Origin of the sequence: Parazoarcus communis (genome assembly GCF_003111665.1) — a bacterium.
GTDB classification, from domain to species: Bacteria; Pseudomonadota; Gammaproteobacteria; order Burkholderiales; family Rhodocyclaceae; genus Parazoarcus; species Parazoarcus communis_B.
Map to the genome: position 1 here is coordinate 2600941 of NZ_CP022188.1, position 16733 is coordinate 2617673.

Annotated in this window: 15 protein-coding genes and 1 tRNA gene; 1 reads left to right on the forward strand and 15 read right to left on the reverse strand. The window is 63.0% G+C overall.

Features of this window, described 5'->3' with window-relative positions; translation table 11 throughout:
- Window position 1: 1 nt before the first annotated feature.
- The 13 genes from CEW87_RS11945 to thiL form a co-directional block, all read right to left on the reverse strand.
- Window positions 2-2266: a diguanylate cyclase gene (locus tag CEW87_RS11945; RefSeq protein WP_159098156.1), complete on the reverse strand. Its 2265-nt coding sequence runs from the start codon at window positions 2264-2266 to the stop codon at window positions 2-4.
- Window positions 2267-2279: 13 nt separating this feature from the next.
- Window positions 2280-3101: a substrate-binding periplasmic protein gene (locus CEW87_RS11950; RefSeq protein WP_234421521.1), complete on the reverse strand. Its 822-nt coding sequence runs from the start codon at window positions 3099-3101 to the stop codon at window positions 2280-2282.
- Between the two features lie 221 nt (window positions 3102-3322).
- Window positions 3323-4843, reverse strand: coding sequence for a threonine ammonia-lyase, biosynthetic (gene ilvA, locus CEW87_RS11955; RefSeq protein ID WP_108973276.1), 1521 nt, complete (start codon window positions 4841-4843; stop codon window positions 3323-3325).
- 113 nt (window positions 4844-4956) lie between these two features.
- Window positions 4957-5919 carry an HPr(Ser) kinase/phosphatase gene (gene hprK / locus CEW87_RS11960; protein WP_108973278.1) on the reverse strand — a complete coding sequence of 321 codons (963 nt, stop codon included), beginning with the start codon at window positions 5917-5919 and terminating at the stop codon, window positions 4957-4959.
- Window positions 5888-6373, reverse strand: coding sequence for a PTS IIA-like nitrogen regulatory protein PtsN (gene ptsN, locus CEW87_RS11965; protein WP_108973280.1), 486 nt, complete (start codon window positions 6371-6373; stop codon window positions 5888-5890). The genes hprK and ptsN overlap by 32 nt, the downstream gene beginning before the upstream one ends.
- Before the next feature lie 133 nt (window positions 6374-6506).
- Window positions 6507-6830, reverse strand: coding sequence for a ribosome hibernation-promoting factor, HPF/YfiA family (gene hpf, locus CEW87_RS11970; protein ID WP_108973282.1), 324 nt, complete (start codon window positions 6828-6830; stop codon window positions 6507-6509).
- A gap of 17 nt (window positions 6831-6847) precedes the next feature.
- Window positions 6848-8302 carry an RNA polymerase factor sigma-54 gene (locus tag CEW87_RS11975; RefSeq protein WP_108973284.1) on the reverse strand — a complete coding sequence of 485 codons (1455 nt, stop codon included), beginning with the start codon at window positions 8300-8302 and terminating at the stop codon, window positions 6848-6850.
- 27 nt (window positions 8303-8329) lie between these two features.
- Window positions 8330-9052, reverse strand: coding sequence for an LPS export ABC transporter ATP-binding protein (gene lptB / locus CEW87_RS11980; protein ID WP_108973286.1), 723 nt, complete (start codon window positions 9050-9052; stop codon window positions 8330-8332).
- Complete coding sequence (gene recX / locus CEW87_RS11985; protein WP_108973288.1) at window positions 9039-9488, reverse strand: recombination regulator RecX; 450 nt, start codon at window positions 9486-9488, stop codon at window positions 9039-9041. The genes lptB and recX overlap by 14 nt, the downstream gene beginning before the upstream one ends.
- A 29-nt stretch (window positions 9489-9517) precedes the next feature.
- Window positions 9518-10555, reverse strand: coding sequence for a recombinase RecA (recA, locus tag CEW87_RS11990; protein WP_108950968.1), 1038 nt, complete (start codon window positions 10553-10555; stop codon window positions 9518-9520).
- A 28-nt stretch (window positions 10556-10583) separates the two neighbouring features.
- Complete coding sequence (locus CEW87_RS11995) at window positions 10584-11102, reverse strand: CinA family protein (RefSeq protein WP_108973290.1); 519 nt, start codon at window positions 11100-11102, stop codon at window positions 10584-10586.
- Window positions 11103-11106: 4 nt separating this feature from the next.
- Window positions 11107-11598 (reverse strand): phosphatidylglycerophosphatase A, encoded by a 492-nt coding sequence (locus tag CEW87_RS12000; RefSeq protein ID WP_234418930.1) that lies wholly within the window; start codon window positions 11596-11598, stop codon window positions 11107-11109.
- The gene (thiL, locus tag CEW87_RS12005; RefSeq protein ID WP_108973292.1) at window positions 11591-12550 is read right to left on the reverse strand and encodes a thiamine-phosphate kinase; all 960 of its coding nucleotides are present in this window, start codon (window positions 12548-12550) and stop codon (window positions 11591-11593) included. The genes CEW87_RS12000 and thiL overlap by 8 nt, the downstream gene beginning before the upstream one ends.
- Window positions 12551-12726: 176 nt before the next feature.
- Here thiL and CEW87_RS12010 point away from each other — a divergent pair, with 176 nt between their 5' ends.
- Complete coding sequence (locus tag CEW87_RS12010; RefSeq protein ID WP_159098157.1) at window positions 12727-15936, forward strand: EAL domain-containing protein; 3210 nt, start codon at window positions 12727-12729, stop codon at window positions 15934-15936.
- Window positions 15937-16093: 157 nt separating this feature from the next.
- Here the strand turns inward: CEW87_RS12010 and CEW87_RS22800 are convergent, their stop codons facing one another.
- Window positions 16094-16408 carry a DUF5710 domain-containing protein gene (locus CEW87_RS22800; RefSeq protein WP_108973295.1) on the reverse strand — a complete coding sequence of 105 codons (315 nt, stop codon included), beginning with the start codon at window positions 16406-16408 and terminating at the stop codon, window positions 16094-16096.
- 236 nt (window positions 16409-16644) lie between these two features.
- Window positions 16645-16723 (reverse strand) — tRNA-Ile (locus CEW87_RS12020).
- Window positions 16724-16733 lie beyond the last annotated feature (10 nt).

Below are 16733 nucleotides of genomic sequence, written 5' to 3' on the forward strand. Positions count from 1 at the left end.
TTCAGGCCTGCTCCACCCGGTTGCGGCCGTTGTGCTTGGCTGCGTAGAGTGCGCTGTCGGCGCGGGCCAGAATCATTTCTGCATTGCTGTCGTCAGCCTGCATCAGGCTTACACCGATGCTGGTCGTCGCGCCGATGTCGCGGTTCTGGTAGACCAGTGGGGTGTTCTCAAGCGTGCTGCGAAGGCGTTCGGCCAGTTCGAGCGCGCCCGCCAAACCGGTAGCCGGCAGCAGGATCGCGAACTCCTCGCCGCCCAGACGGCCGATGAGGTCGGACGCTCGCAGCAGCGAGTGCGCAAGCGTTACAACGTGGCACAGCATGGCATCGCCTGCCGCATGGCCGTGCAGGTCGTTGACGCGCTTGAAGTAATCGAGGTCCAGCATCATCAGCGCCGCGTTGTTGCGGTAGCGGCGCACCCGAACCAGCTCAGCATCGACCTTGTCCAGAAACGCGCGACGGTTGCGAACACCTGTCAGCGGGTCGGTGGTGGCAAGCAGCCACAGAGCTTTCTCCTGCTGCTTGCGAGCGCTCACATCGCGATAGACGCGCAGGAAGCCCAGCAGTGCGTCAGTGCTTCCCGTGCTCCGGATCGGAATGAAGTCACGCTCAATCCAGCGCCCGTCGCGGTGTGCCAGTTCTTCGCCATAGACGGTCTGCGCGCGCTCGCGCAGCATGTCGAGACGTTGCGCAAATGTCGTCGGGTCCAGACTGAGCTTGCCGGCGGCGAGCGTGAGGCTCTTGATCGATGCGCCCGCGAGATTGCCCGGCGGGCGCGGCATATTCATGAGGTCGAAGACTTTGTCGTTGAGCAGGGTGATCTGTCCCTGCATGTCTTCCATGATCACCGCGCCCGGGAAGTGGTCGACCACGGTCTGCAAGCGGGCGTAGGCAGCCTGCAGATCCTTGCGCGCGGCCCGGGTAGCGGTGATGTCTTCCTTGATGGCGATGAAATGCGTCAGTGTGCCCTGCTCATCGCGCACAGGTGTAATGGTGAGCGCCTCGTCATACAGGCTGCCGTCCTTGCGCCGGTTGACGAGCTCCCCGCGCCATACCGCGCCCGAGAGGATGGTGCGCCACATGCTTTCGTAGAACTCACGGCTTTGTTGGCCGGATCGAACCAGTTCCTTGGGCATGCGCCCGACTGCCTCGCTCAGGCCATAGCCGGTGAGGGTGGTGAAGGCTGGATTGGCCCATTCGATGCGCGCGTCGGTACCGGTGATTACAACGGCGGTGGCGCTCGCGTTGAGCGCACTTTCGAGGAGGTGGCGGCGCGCCTCGGCGCGATGGCGCAGGCTTCGTTCATGCTGTCCGGCGCGTCGGAAATACAGATAGGCGGCCAGCGTGCAGCCGAGCCCGAGCAGGCTCAGCGGCAGGAAGATGAGTGCGCTGCTGCGGCTTTCGGCATACGCGCCTGCGAGTGCCTCGTCGAGCGCGCTGCTGATGACCACTGCGAATGGAAGACGCTCGTTGAGTTGGTAGCTTACAAGCAGGTGCCCCTGTTCGCCGTCCAGTGTCTGCATCCCTGCCGTTTCGCCTGCCTGCCAGCGAAGGGCGAGCGCTTGTTCGAGTTGCTGCAGCGCCGTGTCTGCGGTTGCGGTATCGAGCAGGCGTATTCCATCGAGCCGGAAGAGGCTGATGCGGTCGCCATGGGTGGTTCTGAAGTCGTCGAGAATACGTTCGAGGTAGTCGAGGTCCAAGGTGGCAAGAAGCGCGACCGGGGGCGCGTTCCCCGGTCTGAATGAACGTGCAATCGGGACAAAGCCCAGGTCGGGTGTCGGCGTCAGCGAATCATCCGCCGGCCGGGCGTCGGCAAGGTCGCGCCCGGCGTGTGGCGGGCCGATCTGCAGGATGTCTCCCCGGGTACGATCGGGAGGGTGGTAGCTGTCGAGCCTGAGCGCTGTTCCCCGATTCTCGGGCGTGGTGCTCGCTATGACCGTGCCGTCTGCGGCCACCACAGAGAGCGAGCGCAGGTAGGGGATGTGCTGGATCACGGACTCGAGACGGCTGGTCCATTCAGGTGATGGAGCATCGGCGTCGATGGCTCGTCCAAGGGAAATCAGGTTGAGATCGACGTTCCGTAGCAGATGTCCGATGTGCGTGTTCAGATGACGGGTGTCGCGCTGCAAAACTTGTTCATGCGCAGTGCGCACGTCCTCAAGGACCCTTGAGAAGTGATACTCGAAACCCGCCCAAGCCAGTAGCGCACAGACGCAAAGCAGGGCAAGGAAGCCGAAATCAGCGAGTCGCCTGCGACGTCGTGCGTTCATCTCGAATCCGTGTTCAGCGTGTGATGACGATGGGCTCGAGCCCGTGGCGTCGCGCGGCGCGTACCAGTCGTCCATCCTGCTTTATCGCCTGGAGATAGGTTTCGAGCCGCTTGAACCAAGTGGCGTCACCAGGAGCTACAGCCCATGCGTATGGCGTAATGTGGTAGGGGGTGCCGGGCGAAATCAGGCGCGCCCAGTCGGACCGGTCGAGCATGCGCTGGCTAAAAGGGTAGTCGGTCATGAAAACGTCGGCACGGCCGGATGCAACCTCCTCTTCACGCGCATGAGGTGATCCGAGTATCGCGAGCCTGGCGTGACGAAGCTTGTCGACCATGACCTGCTCATGGATCGTGCCCTTGGCGACGGCAACGACGATTCCCGGTTGATCAATGTCATCCCACCGCTTGACTCGACCGCTGCTGCGGGCGGCAACCGCATAAATGTCGCTCGCGAGGTAGGGGGCTGTGAATTGAAGCTTCTCTGCACGCTCGGCGGTGATCCCGACACCGAACATCGCGACGTCGCAGTTGTCGCTGAGCAAGTCCTTCGCCAGGCGGGGAAAACTGCTGTCGACGAATTCGACGCCGACGTTCAGCTCCCGACCGAGCTCGAGCGCGAGATCGATGTCGATGCCGCGCAATTCGCGTGTTGCCGGGTCCCGGTATGTCACCCCGAAGTACTCCGGCCAGATGCAGATCCGGACGCGTTTCTCGTCGAGGATGCGATCAAGGCGGCTTTGGTGCCCGTGCGCGTCGAAAGCGACGCCCTGAATCATGGCGGCGCCGAAGAGCACGAGAAGCCAGCGAGCAAATTGAAGAGAGAGCGGGGAAGTCACGAGTATCCTCAATGCAGCCACGAGTCTCCATGGCTCCGCGCTGCAGCGTCGCGCACCTCAGTCACGCCGACATCATGCGCATGTCGCCGGATCAGCTCCGGCAAGCCTATTTCTATTACAAAAGAACTAAGTTATCAAGCGCCGGGATGTGACATCTGCCTGCTTGATGCAGGGTTTGCGGGCAGGATGGCAGCGGTTGTGCGGCTGCCATCCTGCAGGGGTCATGACAGGAACATGCGATAGGCCGGGTTTGTCGTCTCGTCGACATACTCGTAGCCGAGGCGCTCGAGAAACGCATCGAAGGCGCCGTTGTCTTCCGGCGGAACCTGCATGCCCACCAGTACCCGGCCGAAGTCGGCGCCGTGGTTGCGATAGTGAAAGAGGCTGATGTTCCAGTCCGAACGCAGATTCGACAGAAAGTTGATCAGGGCGCCCGGACGCTCGGGGAAGGTGAAGCGATAGATCACCTCGTTCTCTGCCTGGGGCGCGCGCCCACCGACCATGTAACGGACGTGGGTCTTGGCCAGTTCGTCGTCGGTCAGGTCGACGGCCGGCAGATCGTGACGCGCCAGCATTTCGACCAGTCGCGTGGCTTCGTTGCGGTTATGTACCGTCACGCCGACAAAGATGTGTGCCTTCTCGGCATCGGCATAACGGTAGTTGAACTCGGTGATGTTGCGATTGCCGAGCAGGCTGCAGAACTTGCGGAAGGAGCCCGCGTGTTCCGGGATCGTGACTGCAAGTACCGCTTCGCGCTGCTCGCCAAGCTCTGCACGCTCGGCCACGAAGCGCAGACGGTCGAAATTCATGTTGGCGCCGGAGGCGATCGCGACCAAGTGCTTGTCACGCAGTTTGTTGCGGCGCGCGTATTCCTTGGCGCCGGCAACCGCAAGTGCGCCGGCGGGTTCGAGAATCGAGCGGGTGTCCTCGAACACGTCCTTGATTGCGGCGCAGATCGCGTCGTTATCGACCAGGATCATCTCATCGACATATTGCTGGCACAGGCGGAAGGTTTCGCGGCCCACCTCCTTGACGGCAGCACCATCGGCAAAGATGCCTACCTGATCGAGCGCCACCCGTTTGCCGGCCGCCAGCGAACGCGTCATCGCGTCGGCATCGACGGCTTCGACGCCAATGATCCGGGTCTCCGGGCGCAGACGCTTGATGTAGGCCGCGACACCTGAGATCAGGCCGCCGCCGCCGACGCAGCAGAATACGGCATGAATGGGTTGGGGGTGGGCGCGCAGGATCTCCATGCCGATGGTGCCCTGGCCCGCGATTACATCCGGATCGTCGAAAGGATGGACGAAGGTGAGCTTCTCGGCCTTCTCCAGTTCAAGCGCGTGGGCATAGGCATCGGAGTAGGACTCGCCCACCAGCACGACTTCACCGCCCCTGGCCTTGACCGCGTCGATCTTGATCTGTGGCGTGGTGCTGGGCATGACGATGACCGCACGGACACCGAGTTTCTTCGCCGACAGCGCCACACCCTGGGCGTGATTGCCGGCCGAGGCGCAGATGACGCCCCGCTGCAGGGCCTGGGGCGACAGTTTGACCATCTTGTTGTATGCACCGCGCAGCTTGAAACTGAATACCGGCTGCATGTCTTCGCGCTTGAAATACACTTGATTGTGAATTCGGGCGGAGAGATTGCTGGCGAAATCCAGTGGCGTCTCGATGGCGACGTCGTACACCTGGGCGTTGAGAATACGTTCCAGATAATCCGGGCTTGCGGCGGTCATGGCTTTGGCTTTGTGCGAGCGCACTGCGGTAAAGGGGCTGAGGGTAGCAGTCGATGCGGCACTGCGGCAAGCGCAGTGCCCGAAAAAACATCCGGGCGCAAGGGGGAGTACCCTTAGTTCGCGAGATCGGAGGCGGTGCCGTCCGGCTTGTCCGCTTCGAGCAGTTTGATCTGGCGCTCGATAAACTCCTGGGTGGAGTCCACTCCCCGCAACTGCAGGATGGTCGAGCGCACCGCCGCCTCGAGCAGCACCGCAAGGTTGCGGCCGGCCGCAACTGGCAGGGTGACGCGGGGGACGGAGTCGCCAAGGATGTTCTGATGTTCGCGCTGCATCGGAAGCCGGGTCGGGTCGTCCTGCCCCGGCTGACGGCGTTCAAGGTGGCAGATCAGCCGCAGGCGCATCTTGCGGCGACAGGCGGTTTCGCCAAAGATGGTGCGGATGTTGAGAATGCCGAGTCCGCGCACCTCGATGAAGTCCTGCAGCAGTTCGGGGCAGCGGCCCTCGAGTACGCTGGGCGCGATCCGCGAGAACTCGACGATGTCGTCGGCAACCAGGCCGTGACCGCGCGAGATCAGCTCCAGCGCAAGCTCGGATTTGCCGGCGCCGGAATTGCCGGTGATGAACACGCCAAGTCCGAGCACGTCCATGAACACACCGTGCAGCGACACCTTTTCGGCGAGCTGTCGTGACAGGTAAAGGCGCAGCTGGTCGATGACCCCGGCTGCCGGTTGGGGTGTGGTGAACAGCCCGACGTTGTGCGCCGCGCAGACGCCGTGGACAATATTGGGCACTTCGCAGCCATCGGCAAGGATGAAGGCAGGCGGGTGTGCCGACAGGATGTCGTTGAGGTGGTGTGCGACCTTGTCACGTGATTGCCGCTGCGCCCAGGCCAGCTCGGCTGCGCCGAGGATCTGCAGGCGGGTAGGGTGAATCAGGTTGAGGTGGCCAATCAGGTCGGCCGGCCAGATGCGCTCTTCGGCAACAGAGAGAACCGCGTCGATACTGCCGCTGACATGGGTCAGCTGCAGACGTTCGCGGTTGTCGTCATACAGCTGCGAGAGGCTCGTTTGTCGCATCGGAACCCCAGTCGTTGAACAGGGTGTGGAGTGCCTGTGCGTCGGGTGCGGCCTGCAGCTGTTCGCGGAAGCCGCGATCGCTGAACATCTGTGCCAGCTCCGACAAGAGCTGAAGGTGGGTCTCGTTGGCCTGTTCGGGTACCAGCAGGACAAACAGCATGTTCACCGGACGGCCGTCGGGCGCATCGAACTGCACCGGGGCTTCGAGACGGAGAAAGGCGCCGGCTGCGTCCTTCAGGCCCTTGATGCGGCCGTGGGGAATGGCTATGCCCTGGCCGAGGCCGGTCGATCCGAGGCGTTCGCGCGCAAACAGGCTGTCAAACACCATGCTGCGGGCGATGCCCTGATTGTTCTCGAACAACAGGCCGGCCTGCTCGAAGACGCGCTTCTTGCTGCTGGCGTCGAGGTCGGCAACCACGTTCGAAAGTGGCAGGAGTTGGGAGATGAGGCTCATGCGCTTTGGGGCTCACGCAGCGCCGCCGGAGCGGACGCAACGCTGAAAGGTCTCTCAGGCCCGGGTGAAGCCGGGCCGCCAAATTAAGCGGCGGATTATAACTTCACCTGGGGCTGAAAGGCCTGGTGAAAAATCACGCCTCGGGGGTCTGGTGCTTGTGCGAGTCGTGGTGGTGATCGGTGCTCTTCTGCTTGTACTTGAGCACCTGGCGATCGAGCTTGTCGGTCATTGCGTCGATGGCTGCGTACAGGTCAGCGTCGGAGCTTTCGACGTGGATGTCCTTGCCGCGCACGTGCACGGTGACTTCAGCCTTCTGGTCGAGTTTCTCAACGGAAAGGATCACGTTCACGCTGGTAACGTTGTCGAAGTGGCGGATGACGCGGTCGAGCTTCCCGGAGACGTACTCGCGGATGGCCGGGGTCACTTCAACGTGGTGTCCGGTGATGTTGAGATTCATGGTAACTCCTCTTGGTATCAAAGCGCTTTACGCAGACTGACCGGCGGGATATTGAGTGATTCGCGGTATTTGGCGATTGTGCGCCGCGCGACCACGATACCCTGCTGGCCCAACAGATCGGCAATCTTTGCGTCGGACAGGGGTTTCTTCCTGTCTTCGGCATCCACCAGCTGGCGAATCAATGCACGAATCGCCGTAGAGGAGGCCGCACCACCGGTGTCAGTGGCAACGTGACTGCCGAAAAAATACTTGAGTTCGAATACGCCGCGCGGTGTCGCCATGTACTTCTGAGTGGTGACACGCGATACGGTGGATTCATGCAGCTCGAGCTGGTCCGCGATCTCCCTGAGGGTCAATGGACGCATTGCCACCTCGCCATGATCGAAGAACTGTCGCTGCTGGTCAACGATGGCCTGAGATACACGCAAAATGGTATCGAAGCGCTGTTGTACGTTCTTGATCAGCCAGCGTGCTTCCTGCAGCTGGCCGGTGAGGCCGCCGCCCTGGCCGCGGTTCTGCTGCAGCAGGCTCGCGTAGAGCTGATTGATGCGCAGGCGTGGCATGGCTTCGGCATTGAGCGACACCGTCCACCGGTTGCGGATCTTGCGCACGACGACATCGGGCAGCACGTAACGGGTTTCTTCGTTGGAATGCTGTGAGCCCGGGTGCGGGTCGAGTCGGCAGACCAGCGCCTGGGCATCGCGCAGGGCGTCGTCGTCGCACCCGGTGAGGCGCTTCAGCTTCGCAAAGTTTCGTTCGGCCAGCAGTTCGAGGTGCTGTTCGACAATGACCAGCGCCAGGTCACGGCAGCTGCCTGCAGGCATGGCCCGCAGCTGCAGGCCGAGACACTCCTGCGGGGTGCGTGCACCAATCCCCGCCGGTTCGAGCTGCTGCACATGTCGCAGGGCAATCGCGAGGTCGTCGAGGTCGTAGTCGAGCTCGGGCGGGAGCAGTTCGAGCAGGTCTTCAAGTTCCTGGTGCAGGTAGCCGTCGCTATCGAGTGCTTCGATGATGAAGCGCACCAGCAGGCGGTCACGGTCCGACAGGGGGGACAGCGCAACCTGCTGGTCGAGATAGTCGCGCAGCGAGGTGCCGGCGGCCTGGAACTCCTGGAAGTCGCTGTCCTCGTCGTCGTCGCTCTTGCTGCTGGCGCCGCTGCCGGTGCCCGACCAGTCCATGCCTTCGTCAAAGTCGGCCGATTCGTTCTCGTTGCGGGGCTCGGCTTCCTGGGTGGTCTCGGTGCTGGTCTCGCGCGGGGTCTCGGTTGCGGGCTGCGCATCGTTGCCGACAGCGGCCGGTGCGAAGTCGCTGCCGTCGCCGTCTTCGCGCTCGAGCATCGGGTTTTCCAGCAGAAAGCGTTCGATTTCCTGGTTGAGCTCGAGCGTGGAGAGCTGCAGCAGTTTGATGGACTGCTGAAGCTGCGGAGTGAGCGTCAGGTGCTGCGAGAGCTTGAGCTGAAGGGTCGGTTTCATGATGCCAGTCGAGGGTGCGTGCCGGAATCAGAGGCGGAAGTGTTCGCCGAGGTAGACCTGGCGCACTTGCTCGTTGGCGATGATCTCGTGCGGCTTGCCGCTGGCAAGCACGCGCCCCTCGGTAATGATGGTTGCGCGGTCACAGATGCCGAGGGTCTCGCGCACGTTGTGGTCGGTGATCAGCACGCCGATATTGCGCTCCTTCAGGAAGCGGATGATCTTCTGGATGTCGAGGACCGCGATCGGATCTACGCCGGCAAACGGCTCGTCCAGCAGGATGAGGCGCGGGTCGGTGGCGAGCGCGCGGGCGATCTCGCACCGTCTGCGTTCGCCGCCGGACAGCGAGATGGCGGTGTTGTCGCGCAGGTGGGTAATTCCGAGTTCCTGGAGCAACTCTTCCAGGCGCTCGTCGATTTGCGCCACTGGCAGCCCGCGGAGCTCAAGCACGGCGCGGATGTTCTCGGCGACCGTGAGCTTGCGGAACACGCTCATTTCCTGCGGCAGGTATGACAGCCCCAGGCGCGCACGAGCGTGGATCGGCAGATCGGTCAGGCGGGCGTCGTCGAGCGTGATCTCGCCGCCGTCGGCGCGCACCAGACCGACGATCATGTAGAAACAGGTTGTCTTGCCTGCGCCATTGGGGCCCAGCAAGCCGACCACTTCGCCCGAGCCGACCTCGAACGAAACGTCATGAACGACTGTGCGTGCCTTGTAGCGCTTTTGCAGGTCGGTGACCTTAAGCAGACTCATCAGGGTCTTCTTTCAACAGTTTGCAGATCACGTCAGTGGAAAAACCACGGGTTTGCAGGAAACGCGCCTGTCGCGCCCATTCGCGGCGATCGTCAGGGGCGAGGCCGAATCTAGACTGCCACACTGCACGTGCGCGGTCGAGTTCGGATTCCACACATTCGCTCTCGATGGCCTCGTCGATCAAGGCCTTCGATACGCCACGCCTCGCGAGTTCGTGCCGCAGACGCTGACTGCCAAACCTGGCGGCCTTGCTGCGAATCCACGCTTCGGCAAACCGGGTGTCGGAGAGCAGTTCGAGTTCGCTCATGCGAACCAGTACGGCTTCGATCTCCTCGGCGCTGCCATACGGGGACAGCTTGCGTGCGAGCTCCGCCCGCGAGTGATCCCGACGGGCGAGGTGGCGCAGCGCGCGCTCGCGCAGACTCGGTTCGCCCATCAGGGGTCAGCGTCCGGGCGGGGCGGAAATCAGGCTTCGGAAGCGACGGGTGCCGCGCCACCGAGCGCGGCCATTTCGCCCAGTCCGACGGCTGCGCGGACCTTGTTCTCGATCTCGCGAGCCAGCGCCGGGTTTGCGCGCAGGAACTCGCGTGAGTTGTCCTTGCCCTGGCCGATCTTGTCGCCGTTGTACGAATACCAGGCGCCGGACTTGTCGACGATCTTGTAAGTCACGCCGAGGTCGATGATCTCGCCTTCGCGGGAGATGCCTTCTCCGTAGAGGATGTCGAAGTGCGCCTCCTTGAACGGCGGGGCGACCTTGTTCTTGACCACCTTGACGCGCGTTTCCGAGCCGACGACTTCGTCGCCCTTCTTGATGGCGCCGGTACGCCGGATGTCCATGCGGACCGATGCGTAGAACTTGAGGGCGTTACCACCGGTGGTGGTTTCGGGGCTGCCGAACATGACGCCGATCTTCATCCGGATCTGGTTGATGAAGATCACGAGGGTGTTCGTACGCTTGATGTTGGCGGTCAGTTTGCGCAGCGCCTGCGACATCAGTCGTGCCTGAAGGCCTGGCAACTGGTCGCCCATCTCGCCTTCGATTTCGGCTTTCGGGGTCAGTGCGGCGACGGAGTCGATGACGACGATATCCACGCCGCCCGAACGCACCAGCATGTCGGCGATTTCGAGCGCCTGCTCGCCGGTGTCGGGCTGGGAAATCAGCAGGTCGTCGATGTTGACGCCGAGTTTCTCAGCGTAGCCCACGTCGAGCGCATGCTCGGCGTCGATAAACGATGCGGTGCCGCCGAGCTTCTGCATTTCGGCGATGACCTGGAGGGTCAGCGTGGTCTTGCCGGACGATTCCGGACCGTAGATCTCGACTACGCGGCCACGCGGCAGGCCGCCCAGGCCGAGGGCAATGTCCAGCCCGAGCGAGCCGGTGGAGACGGTCTGGATGTCGCGCTCGATACTGCCGTCGCCCATCCGCATGATCGAGCCCTTGCCGAATTGCTTCTCGATTTGCGAGAGCGCGGCGGCAAGCGCCTTGGCCTTGTTGTCGTCCATGAGTGGTCCTTCCTGAGTGAGACGCGAATTATGGCACAGAGCTTGCTGAGATGCTGCTGTCCGAATCGGTAAGGCGAAGGACCTCTTCAAGTGCGGCAATGACGGTCTGCCGTCGCACGGCTTCGCGGTCGCCATCGAAGTGGCGGGTGGTGGGGAAGACATCGCCCCGGCGCAGCGCAGTGGCGATGCAAACCGTGCCCACCGGCTTTGCCGCACTGCCGCCGCCGGGCCCGGCAATACCTGAAACCGCGACGGTAATGCTGGCAAGGCTGTGCTTCAGGGCGCCGGTGGCCATCTCCGCAACCGTGGCTTCACTCACCGCGCCATGCGCAGCGAGCGTCCCGGTGCTGACGTCGAGCATGTCGATCTTTGCCGCGTTCGAGTAGGTGATGAAGCCGCGGTCGAACCAGGTCGAGCTGCCCGCCGTGGCGGTGACGACCTCGGCAATCCAGCCGCCGGTGCAGGATTCTGCGGTGCCCAGCATCCAGCCCTTGCGGGTCAGGGCCTCGCCGACGCGGGCCGAGAGGTGTTCTAGCGTGTTGTCCATGGGTTCAGGCGCCGAAAATGGCAACGAGTACGGCAAGGGAGAGCAGGGTGTAGCCCGCTGCAAGAAGGTCGTCGAGCATGACCCCGAAACCGCCCTTGACCCGGCTGTCGGCCCAGCGGATGGGCGGTGGCTTGGTGATGTCGAACAGGCGGAACAGCGCCACTGCAACCGCCTGCCAGATCAGGCTTGCGGGTGTGAAGGCGAGGACGAGCCACATCGCGACCATTTCGTCCCAGACGATGGCGCCGTGATCGGAGGCGCCGAGCGCGCGTCCGGTGCGCTCGGCTGCCAGAATGCCGGCAACGAAGAGCGCGCACACCAGCGCGAGGAAGGTCGCTTCCGATAGCGGTGTGCGCAGCAAGGGATAGAGCAGCCATGCCAGCAGTGTGCCGGCTGTGCCCGGGGCCTTGGGCGAGAGCCCCGAGCCGAATCCGAGTGAAATGAAATGGGCCGGGTGGCTCAGCAGCAAGCGCGTGGTGGGGCGTGTTTCAGGCAAAGTGGTCGTATCCGGAAAGCATGGGAGAAAGCAGGCGGCCATCGGTCTCGCGCAGCATCAACTGGCGGGGGGGGCCGGTGAGGCGGCCAATGCGGTGCAATGCAATGCCCTGCTCATGAGCGATCTTGAGTACGGTGTCACGGCGCTCGGCGGGGGCGCAGAACAGCAGTTCGTAATCGTCGCCACCTGCGAGCAGCGCGCGCCGCGCCTGGGCCTCGTCGGCCCCCGTCGCACGCAGTTCGGCCAGGGGGAGCAGGGCAATGTCGATTTCGGCACCACAGTCCGAACGCTCGAGGATATGGCCGAGATCGCCCAGCAGGCCATCCGAGACATCGAGCATGGCGCTGGCGACGCCGCGCAGCGCCAGGCCGAGTTCGACCCGGGGGGTGGGGTGCTGCAGGGCGCGAATGCAGTGCTCACGTCCGGTCGGGCCAAGGTCTATCCTGTTTTGCAGGGCTGCGAGCCCGAGTGCGGCCAGTCCGGGCTGCCCGGAGACCCAGATATCGTCACCGGTGTGACCGCCAGCCCGCGTGATGGCCTTGCCCGCAGGGAGTTCGCCAAGGATGGTGACGCTCAGTGTGAGTGGTCCGCGTGTGGTATCGCCGCCGGCAAGATCAACGCCGTAGTGCGATGCGCAGGCGAACAGGCCCGCCGAAAACGCCGCGAGCCAGGCTTCGTCGGCGCCCGGCAGGGTCAGGCCAAGAAAGGCCCAGCGCGGCTCCGCACCCATGGCGGCGAGGTCAGACAGGTTCACCGCAAGGGTCTTCCAGCCAAGATCGTGCGGATCGGTGTCGGCAAAGAAATGGGTGCCGGCCACCAGCATGTCAGTCGATACGGCCAGTTGCATGCCCGGGCGCGGGCGCATCAGTGCCGCATCATCGCCGACGGCAAGGTCGGTATGCGCCGTGGGGCGGGTGAAGTGGCGGTGAATCAGCTCGAACTCGGAGGACATGGATCTGAACGGGAAAATTCGGGTTGGCGCCCGAGCTTACCGTACTCATTGGTGGTGTGGCGCTCCCGACGCTTTTGCAGGCACGGTATTTAACGACGATGAAACCGTTTTGCGTCGCTGCCGATGCCCCAAAATGGGTAAGATGCAGTGCAAAGCAGTAAATGAATGGATATTTAATGGTTCAAGCCTCGCATCAAGGACTCCGTGGCAAGTTGCTGGCGATCGTCATCGTGATCGTCGGCATCGTCATGCTGCCTGTTCTCGTGATGGGTGATCGTTATCTCGTGAGGCAGTCGGGCGCCGAGGCCGAGGGGCAGCTCAAGGCCTTGAGCCGCCTGGCGCACGATCTCGTCGAAACGCAGTACGCCACGCTCGGGAATGGCCTCACCCAGCTCGCGGATGCCATGGCCTTGCGCTATGGCGGCGCTTACTCGGGCTCTCCGCAGGCAGGCCGCACGCCGGATTTCTTCATCGATGGTGTGGCGGTGAGTCAGCGTTCCGCCGAACTGGCGCGCTACGGCGGCGATCTTCGCGGGACGCTGGCTGCCGTGCTCTCTCGCGAAGGCGACGGGTTTCGGGTCATCGCCTCGACTCAGTGGGGAGATGACGACGTGGCGCCGATCCTGCGGCTGGAGCCCGCATCGATCGGCTTGCTGGAGGCCGGTCAGCGGTGGCGTGGCCGGGTCATGATTCGGGATCGGCACTATCTGCTTGAGGTCGTTCCAGCACGTGATGAAAAGGGGCGGCTGGTGGGATTGATGGCTGTCGGCGTAGACCTCATCCGCGCGCTCAAGCCTCTGCGGGAACGACTGCGAACGTTCGTGATCGGCGAGAGTGGCTATCTGTATGTGGTTGATGCCAACCCGGGCCCCAGTTACGGCCACTTCATCTCCCACCCGCTTCAGACGGGCGATGACCCTCGGTCTCCGCTCAATGAGGTCGGGCAGCAACTTGTCACGAACATGCTGGCGAATCAGCAGGGCGTGATCGCCTACGAGTGGCAGAACCTGGAGCGCGGCGAGACCGAACCCCGAAGCAAGCTTGTGGCCTTCGAGCACAGCGAGTCGCTGGGTTGGGTGGTGGGTGCCAGTGGCTACGTCGAGGAGTTTGGCCGCAGCGCGGTGCGGCTGCGCTACACCGTCGGCGTGGCGATGGTGCTGATGGCGGTTTTCTTGATGATCGGGCTGAAAGTGACCATCGAGCGCCTGGTGATGCGGCCGATGCTGCGCTTGCAGCGTACGCTGCGCACCCTGAGCAGAGGGAACGAGGCCCTTGTTCATTCCGAAGACGAGTCGGCCCTGGTCTCTGCCATCTGCCGGATTCTGGTGCATACAGGCGGGTTCCGGCTGGCCCTGATCGACTGTCTGGACCCCGACGGCAGGCTCAGGCGCGTCGCGTCGGCAGGCGAGGCGCAGCGACTGTGCGCCGTGCTGGGTGCGGGGGAAGGGCAGGTACTGGCGCCTGCGTTGAGCGCGCTGCAGGCGGGCGAGCCGGTGCATCTGACCTCTGGTGAGGACTTCGATCCTGCGTTGCGAGATGCGGCGTTGCGCGACGGATGCGAGGCCATGATTGCCTTTCCGCTGCACGGAGGAGAGCGTCTGCTGGGCGTGTTATCCATCGGTGCAAGTAGCGTCCGCGACCTTGATCGAAGTGGTGTCGCACTGCTCAAAGAGCTGGCGGAGGATCTTGGCTACGGCTTGATGAGCCAGCGCAGCGAGATGGCGCGCAAGAGTGCGGAGCGTGCGCTGATCCTGCGCGAGCGTGCGATTGAGACAACGCGTGACGGCGTGCTGATCCTGCATGCCGAAGACGGTGCTTTCGTGATTCGCGATGTCAATCCGGCCGCCGAGAAGATTCTGGCGATGTCCAAGGAGGCGCTCATCGGTCGTACGTCGGACGTGCTCGGCGTTCTCGATCGGGGCGGCGTCGCGGCGCTGGACGGGGCGCTCGCCTCCCTTCGCGAATCGGTGCTGGAGCTCGAAGGGGTTGGGGCCGACGGGGCGAGCTTCTGGTCCGAATGTGCGGTTGAGCCGGTTCGAGGGGAGGATAGCGACTGCGTGGTACTGGTGATCAAGGATGTCACCGAGCGCATGCGCTATCTGCAGCAACTTGAGCATCAGGCGCATTTCGATCCCTTGACCGGCCTGCCCAACCGCTCCCTGCTCGATGACCGGCTCGAGCAGGCGATCATCACCGCAAAGCGGCATCAGCGCGTGCTGGCGGTTGCCTACCTCGATCTCGATCATTTCAAGCGCATCAACGACGACCTTGGTCATCGCACAGGCGACCGGCTGCTGTGCGAAGTCGCGCAACGTTTGCGGGGTGTGCTCCGTGATGGCGATACTGCCGCCCGCCAAGGAGGAGACGAGTTCGTCGTGCTGCTTCCCGATCTTGATGGCGAGGAGCAGGCCTATGCTGTGCTGTGTCGGCTGCAGCAGATTCTGACCGCGCCGGTCGAAATCGAAGGTCGGCAGTTCTTTGTCACGACCAGCATCGGAGTCAGTCTCTACCCGCGTGATGGCGATGAGGACGAGACGCTGCTCAAACGCGCGGACATTGCGATGTACCAGGCCAAGGCAGCCGGGCGCGATGCCATACGTTTCTTTACCTCGGAGATGAATGAGCTGGTGCAGGACCGGCTGATGCTCGAACAGGCTTTGCGCCACGCCTTGGGGAACGGCGAACTGTCAGTGGTCTATCAGCCGCAGATGAGCGCAAGCACGGGTCATGTCATTGCCGCGGAGGCCTTGTTGCGCTGGACGCATGCCGAACTCGGTGCCGTTTCGCCCGCACGCTTCATCCCGCTGGCGGAGGAGCTCGGCTTGATCGAACGGATCGGTGAGTGGGTGTTGCGGACGGCTTGCGAGCAGGCGCTCGCCTGGCAGGCGGCGGGCACGCCCTTGCGCGTGGCGGTCAACGTGTCGGCACGGCAGTTTCGTTCTGCAAACCTGCCTGAAAGGGTGGCCGCCATTCTCCAGGAGACAGGCCTCGATCCTGCACTGCTGGAGCTCGAGCTGACTGAAAGCATGCTGATGGGCAAGGTGGATCAGGCCGAAGAAATGCTCCGGCGTCTGAAGGGGCTCGGTGTCACGATTGCGCTGGACGACTTCGGCACCGGCTATTCGAGTTTCGCGTACATACAGCATTTCCCCATCGATACGCTGAAGGTCGATCAGACCTTCGTGCGAGCCATGCTGACGGGCGAAAGCGCGGTTGCGATTGTGTCCGCCATCATCGCGGTTGCCCACAGTCTGGGGATGCGGGTTATTGCCGAAGGTGTCGAAATGGAGTCGCAGCGCCGTCAGCTTGTGGATCTGGGCTGCGACGAGCTGCAAGGCTATTTGCTGGGTCATCCGGTGCCGGGCGCAGACTTCGTCACCGTTTGAGAAAGCGGGGTTGTACCCAAAACCAGAAAACCCGACATCGGTGTGCCGGTAAGCGAAAGGTGGTCGTGGTGTAGAGCATGGGCTGGCCGTTGATACCCGTTGGGCCTCACTCAGCCACGCAGGTGCTTCATTCGCCAACTCACCGGCGAGACTGGCTTCATGCGCCCCATCCCCGTTTCTTCACCACTTCCTGGCACTTTGCGCACCCTTCCCATGGAAGGCAATCGCACGCCAGTACGAAAAACCCGGCGCCCGTATTCTGTACAGGGGGTGACTGAGTGCGGCCAGGCGTAGCCGGCTTCGCTCCAGAAGTGGGCTGTGGCTGTTGTGCGGAGGTCGTGAGCCATTTTGCAAAGGGCGTCAGGTCAGCTGCGTCCTTGACGTACCAGACGCGGGCTTTCGGGTCCCAGCGCGCGCCGAGCTGTTTGGCCTCGTCCTTCTCAGCAAAGGGCACTTGCAGGTTTGTCCTCATGCCGACATCTCCAGATCTCTTGGGCGGGGGAAAAAAGATTAGCCAAAGCCAAACAATCGCGATTCAGTCACCGTTGAAGCGCTTATTGCGATCACGTGTGTGGGCAGGCTCATGAGCTTGCCATTTTCTGCCTGCTTCACGCGTGGGCAGGTTTTGCCGGCAACCTTTCAATTGCAGCAAGAATGCAGCAAAAAAGAAAAGGGGTTAGAGAAAAAGTCTCTAACCCCTTGATTCCATGGTGGGCCCCCTGGGAGTCGAACCCAGCACCAACGGATTATGAGTCCGCTGCTCTAACCAGGCATGAGCTAGAGGCCCTTTGCCCTTT

Excerpts from the sequence above, each read along its gene's own strand:
- CEW87_RS11975 (WP_108973284.1), bottom strand. The coding sequence starts at position 8,302 with ATGAAACCGACCCTTCAGCTCAAGCTCTCGCAGCACCTGACGCTCACT.
- ptsN (WP_108973280.1), bottom strand. The coding sequence starts at position 6,373 with ATGAGCCTCATCTCCCAACTCCTGCCACTTTCGAACGTGGTTGCCGAC.
- hpf (WP_108973282.1), bottom strand. The coding sequence starts at position 6,830 with ATGAATCTCAACATCACCGGACACCACGTTGAAGTGACCCCGGCCATC.
- CEW87_RS11945 (WP_159098156.1), bottom strand. The coding sequence starts at position 2,266 with ATGAACGCACGACGTCGCAGGCGACTCGCTGATTTCGGCTTCCTTGCC.
- CEW87_RS22800 (WP_108973295.1), bottom strand. The coding sequence starts at position 16,408 with ATGAGGACAAACCTGCAAGTGCCCTTTGCTGAGAAGGACGAGGCCAAA.
- hprK (WP_108973278.1), bottom strand. The coding sequence starts at position 5,919 with ATGCGACAAACGAGCCTCTCGCAGCTGTATGACGACAACCGCGAACGT.
- recX (WP_108973288.1), bottom strand. The coding sequence starts at position 9,488 with ATGGGCGAACCGAGTCTGCGCGAGCGCGCGCTGCGCCACCTCGCCCGT.
- thiL (WP_108973292.1), bottom strand. The coding sequence starts at position 12,550 with ATGTCCTCCGAGTTCGAGCTGATTCACCGCCACTTCACCCGCCCCACG.
- recA (WP_108950968.1), bottom strand. The coding sequence starts at position 10,555 with ATGGACGACAACAAGGCCAAGGCGCTTGCCGCCGCGCTCTCGCAAATC.
- CEW87_RS12010 (WP_159098157.1), top strand. The coding sequence starts at position 12,727 with ATGGTTCAAGCCTCGCATCAAGGACTCCGTGGCAAGTTGCTGGCGATC.
- ilvA (WP_108973276.1), bottom strand. The coding sequence starts at position 4,843 with ATGACCGCCGCAAGCCCGGATTATCTGGAACGTATTCTCAACGCCCAG.
- CEW87_RS11995 (WP_108973290.1), bottom strand. The coding sequence starts at position 11,102 with ATGGACAACACGCTAGAACACCTCTCGGCCCGCGTCGGCGAGGCCCTG.
- lptB (WP_108973286.1), bottom strand. The coding sequence starts at position 9,052 with ATGAGTCTGCTTAAGGTCACCGACCTGCAAAAGCGCTACAAGGCACGC.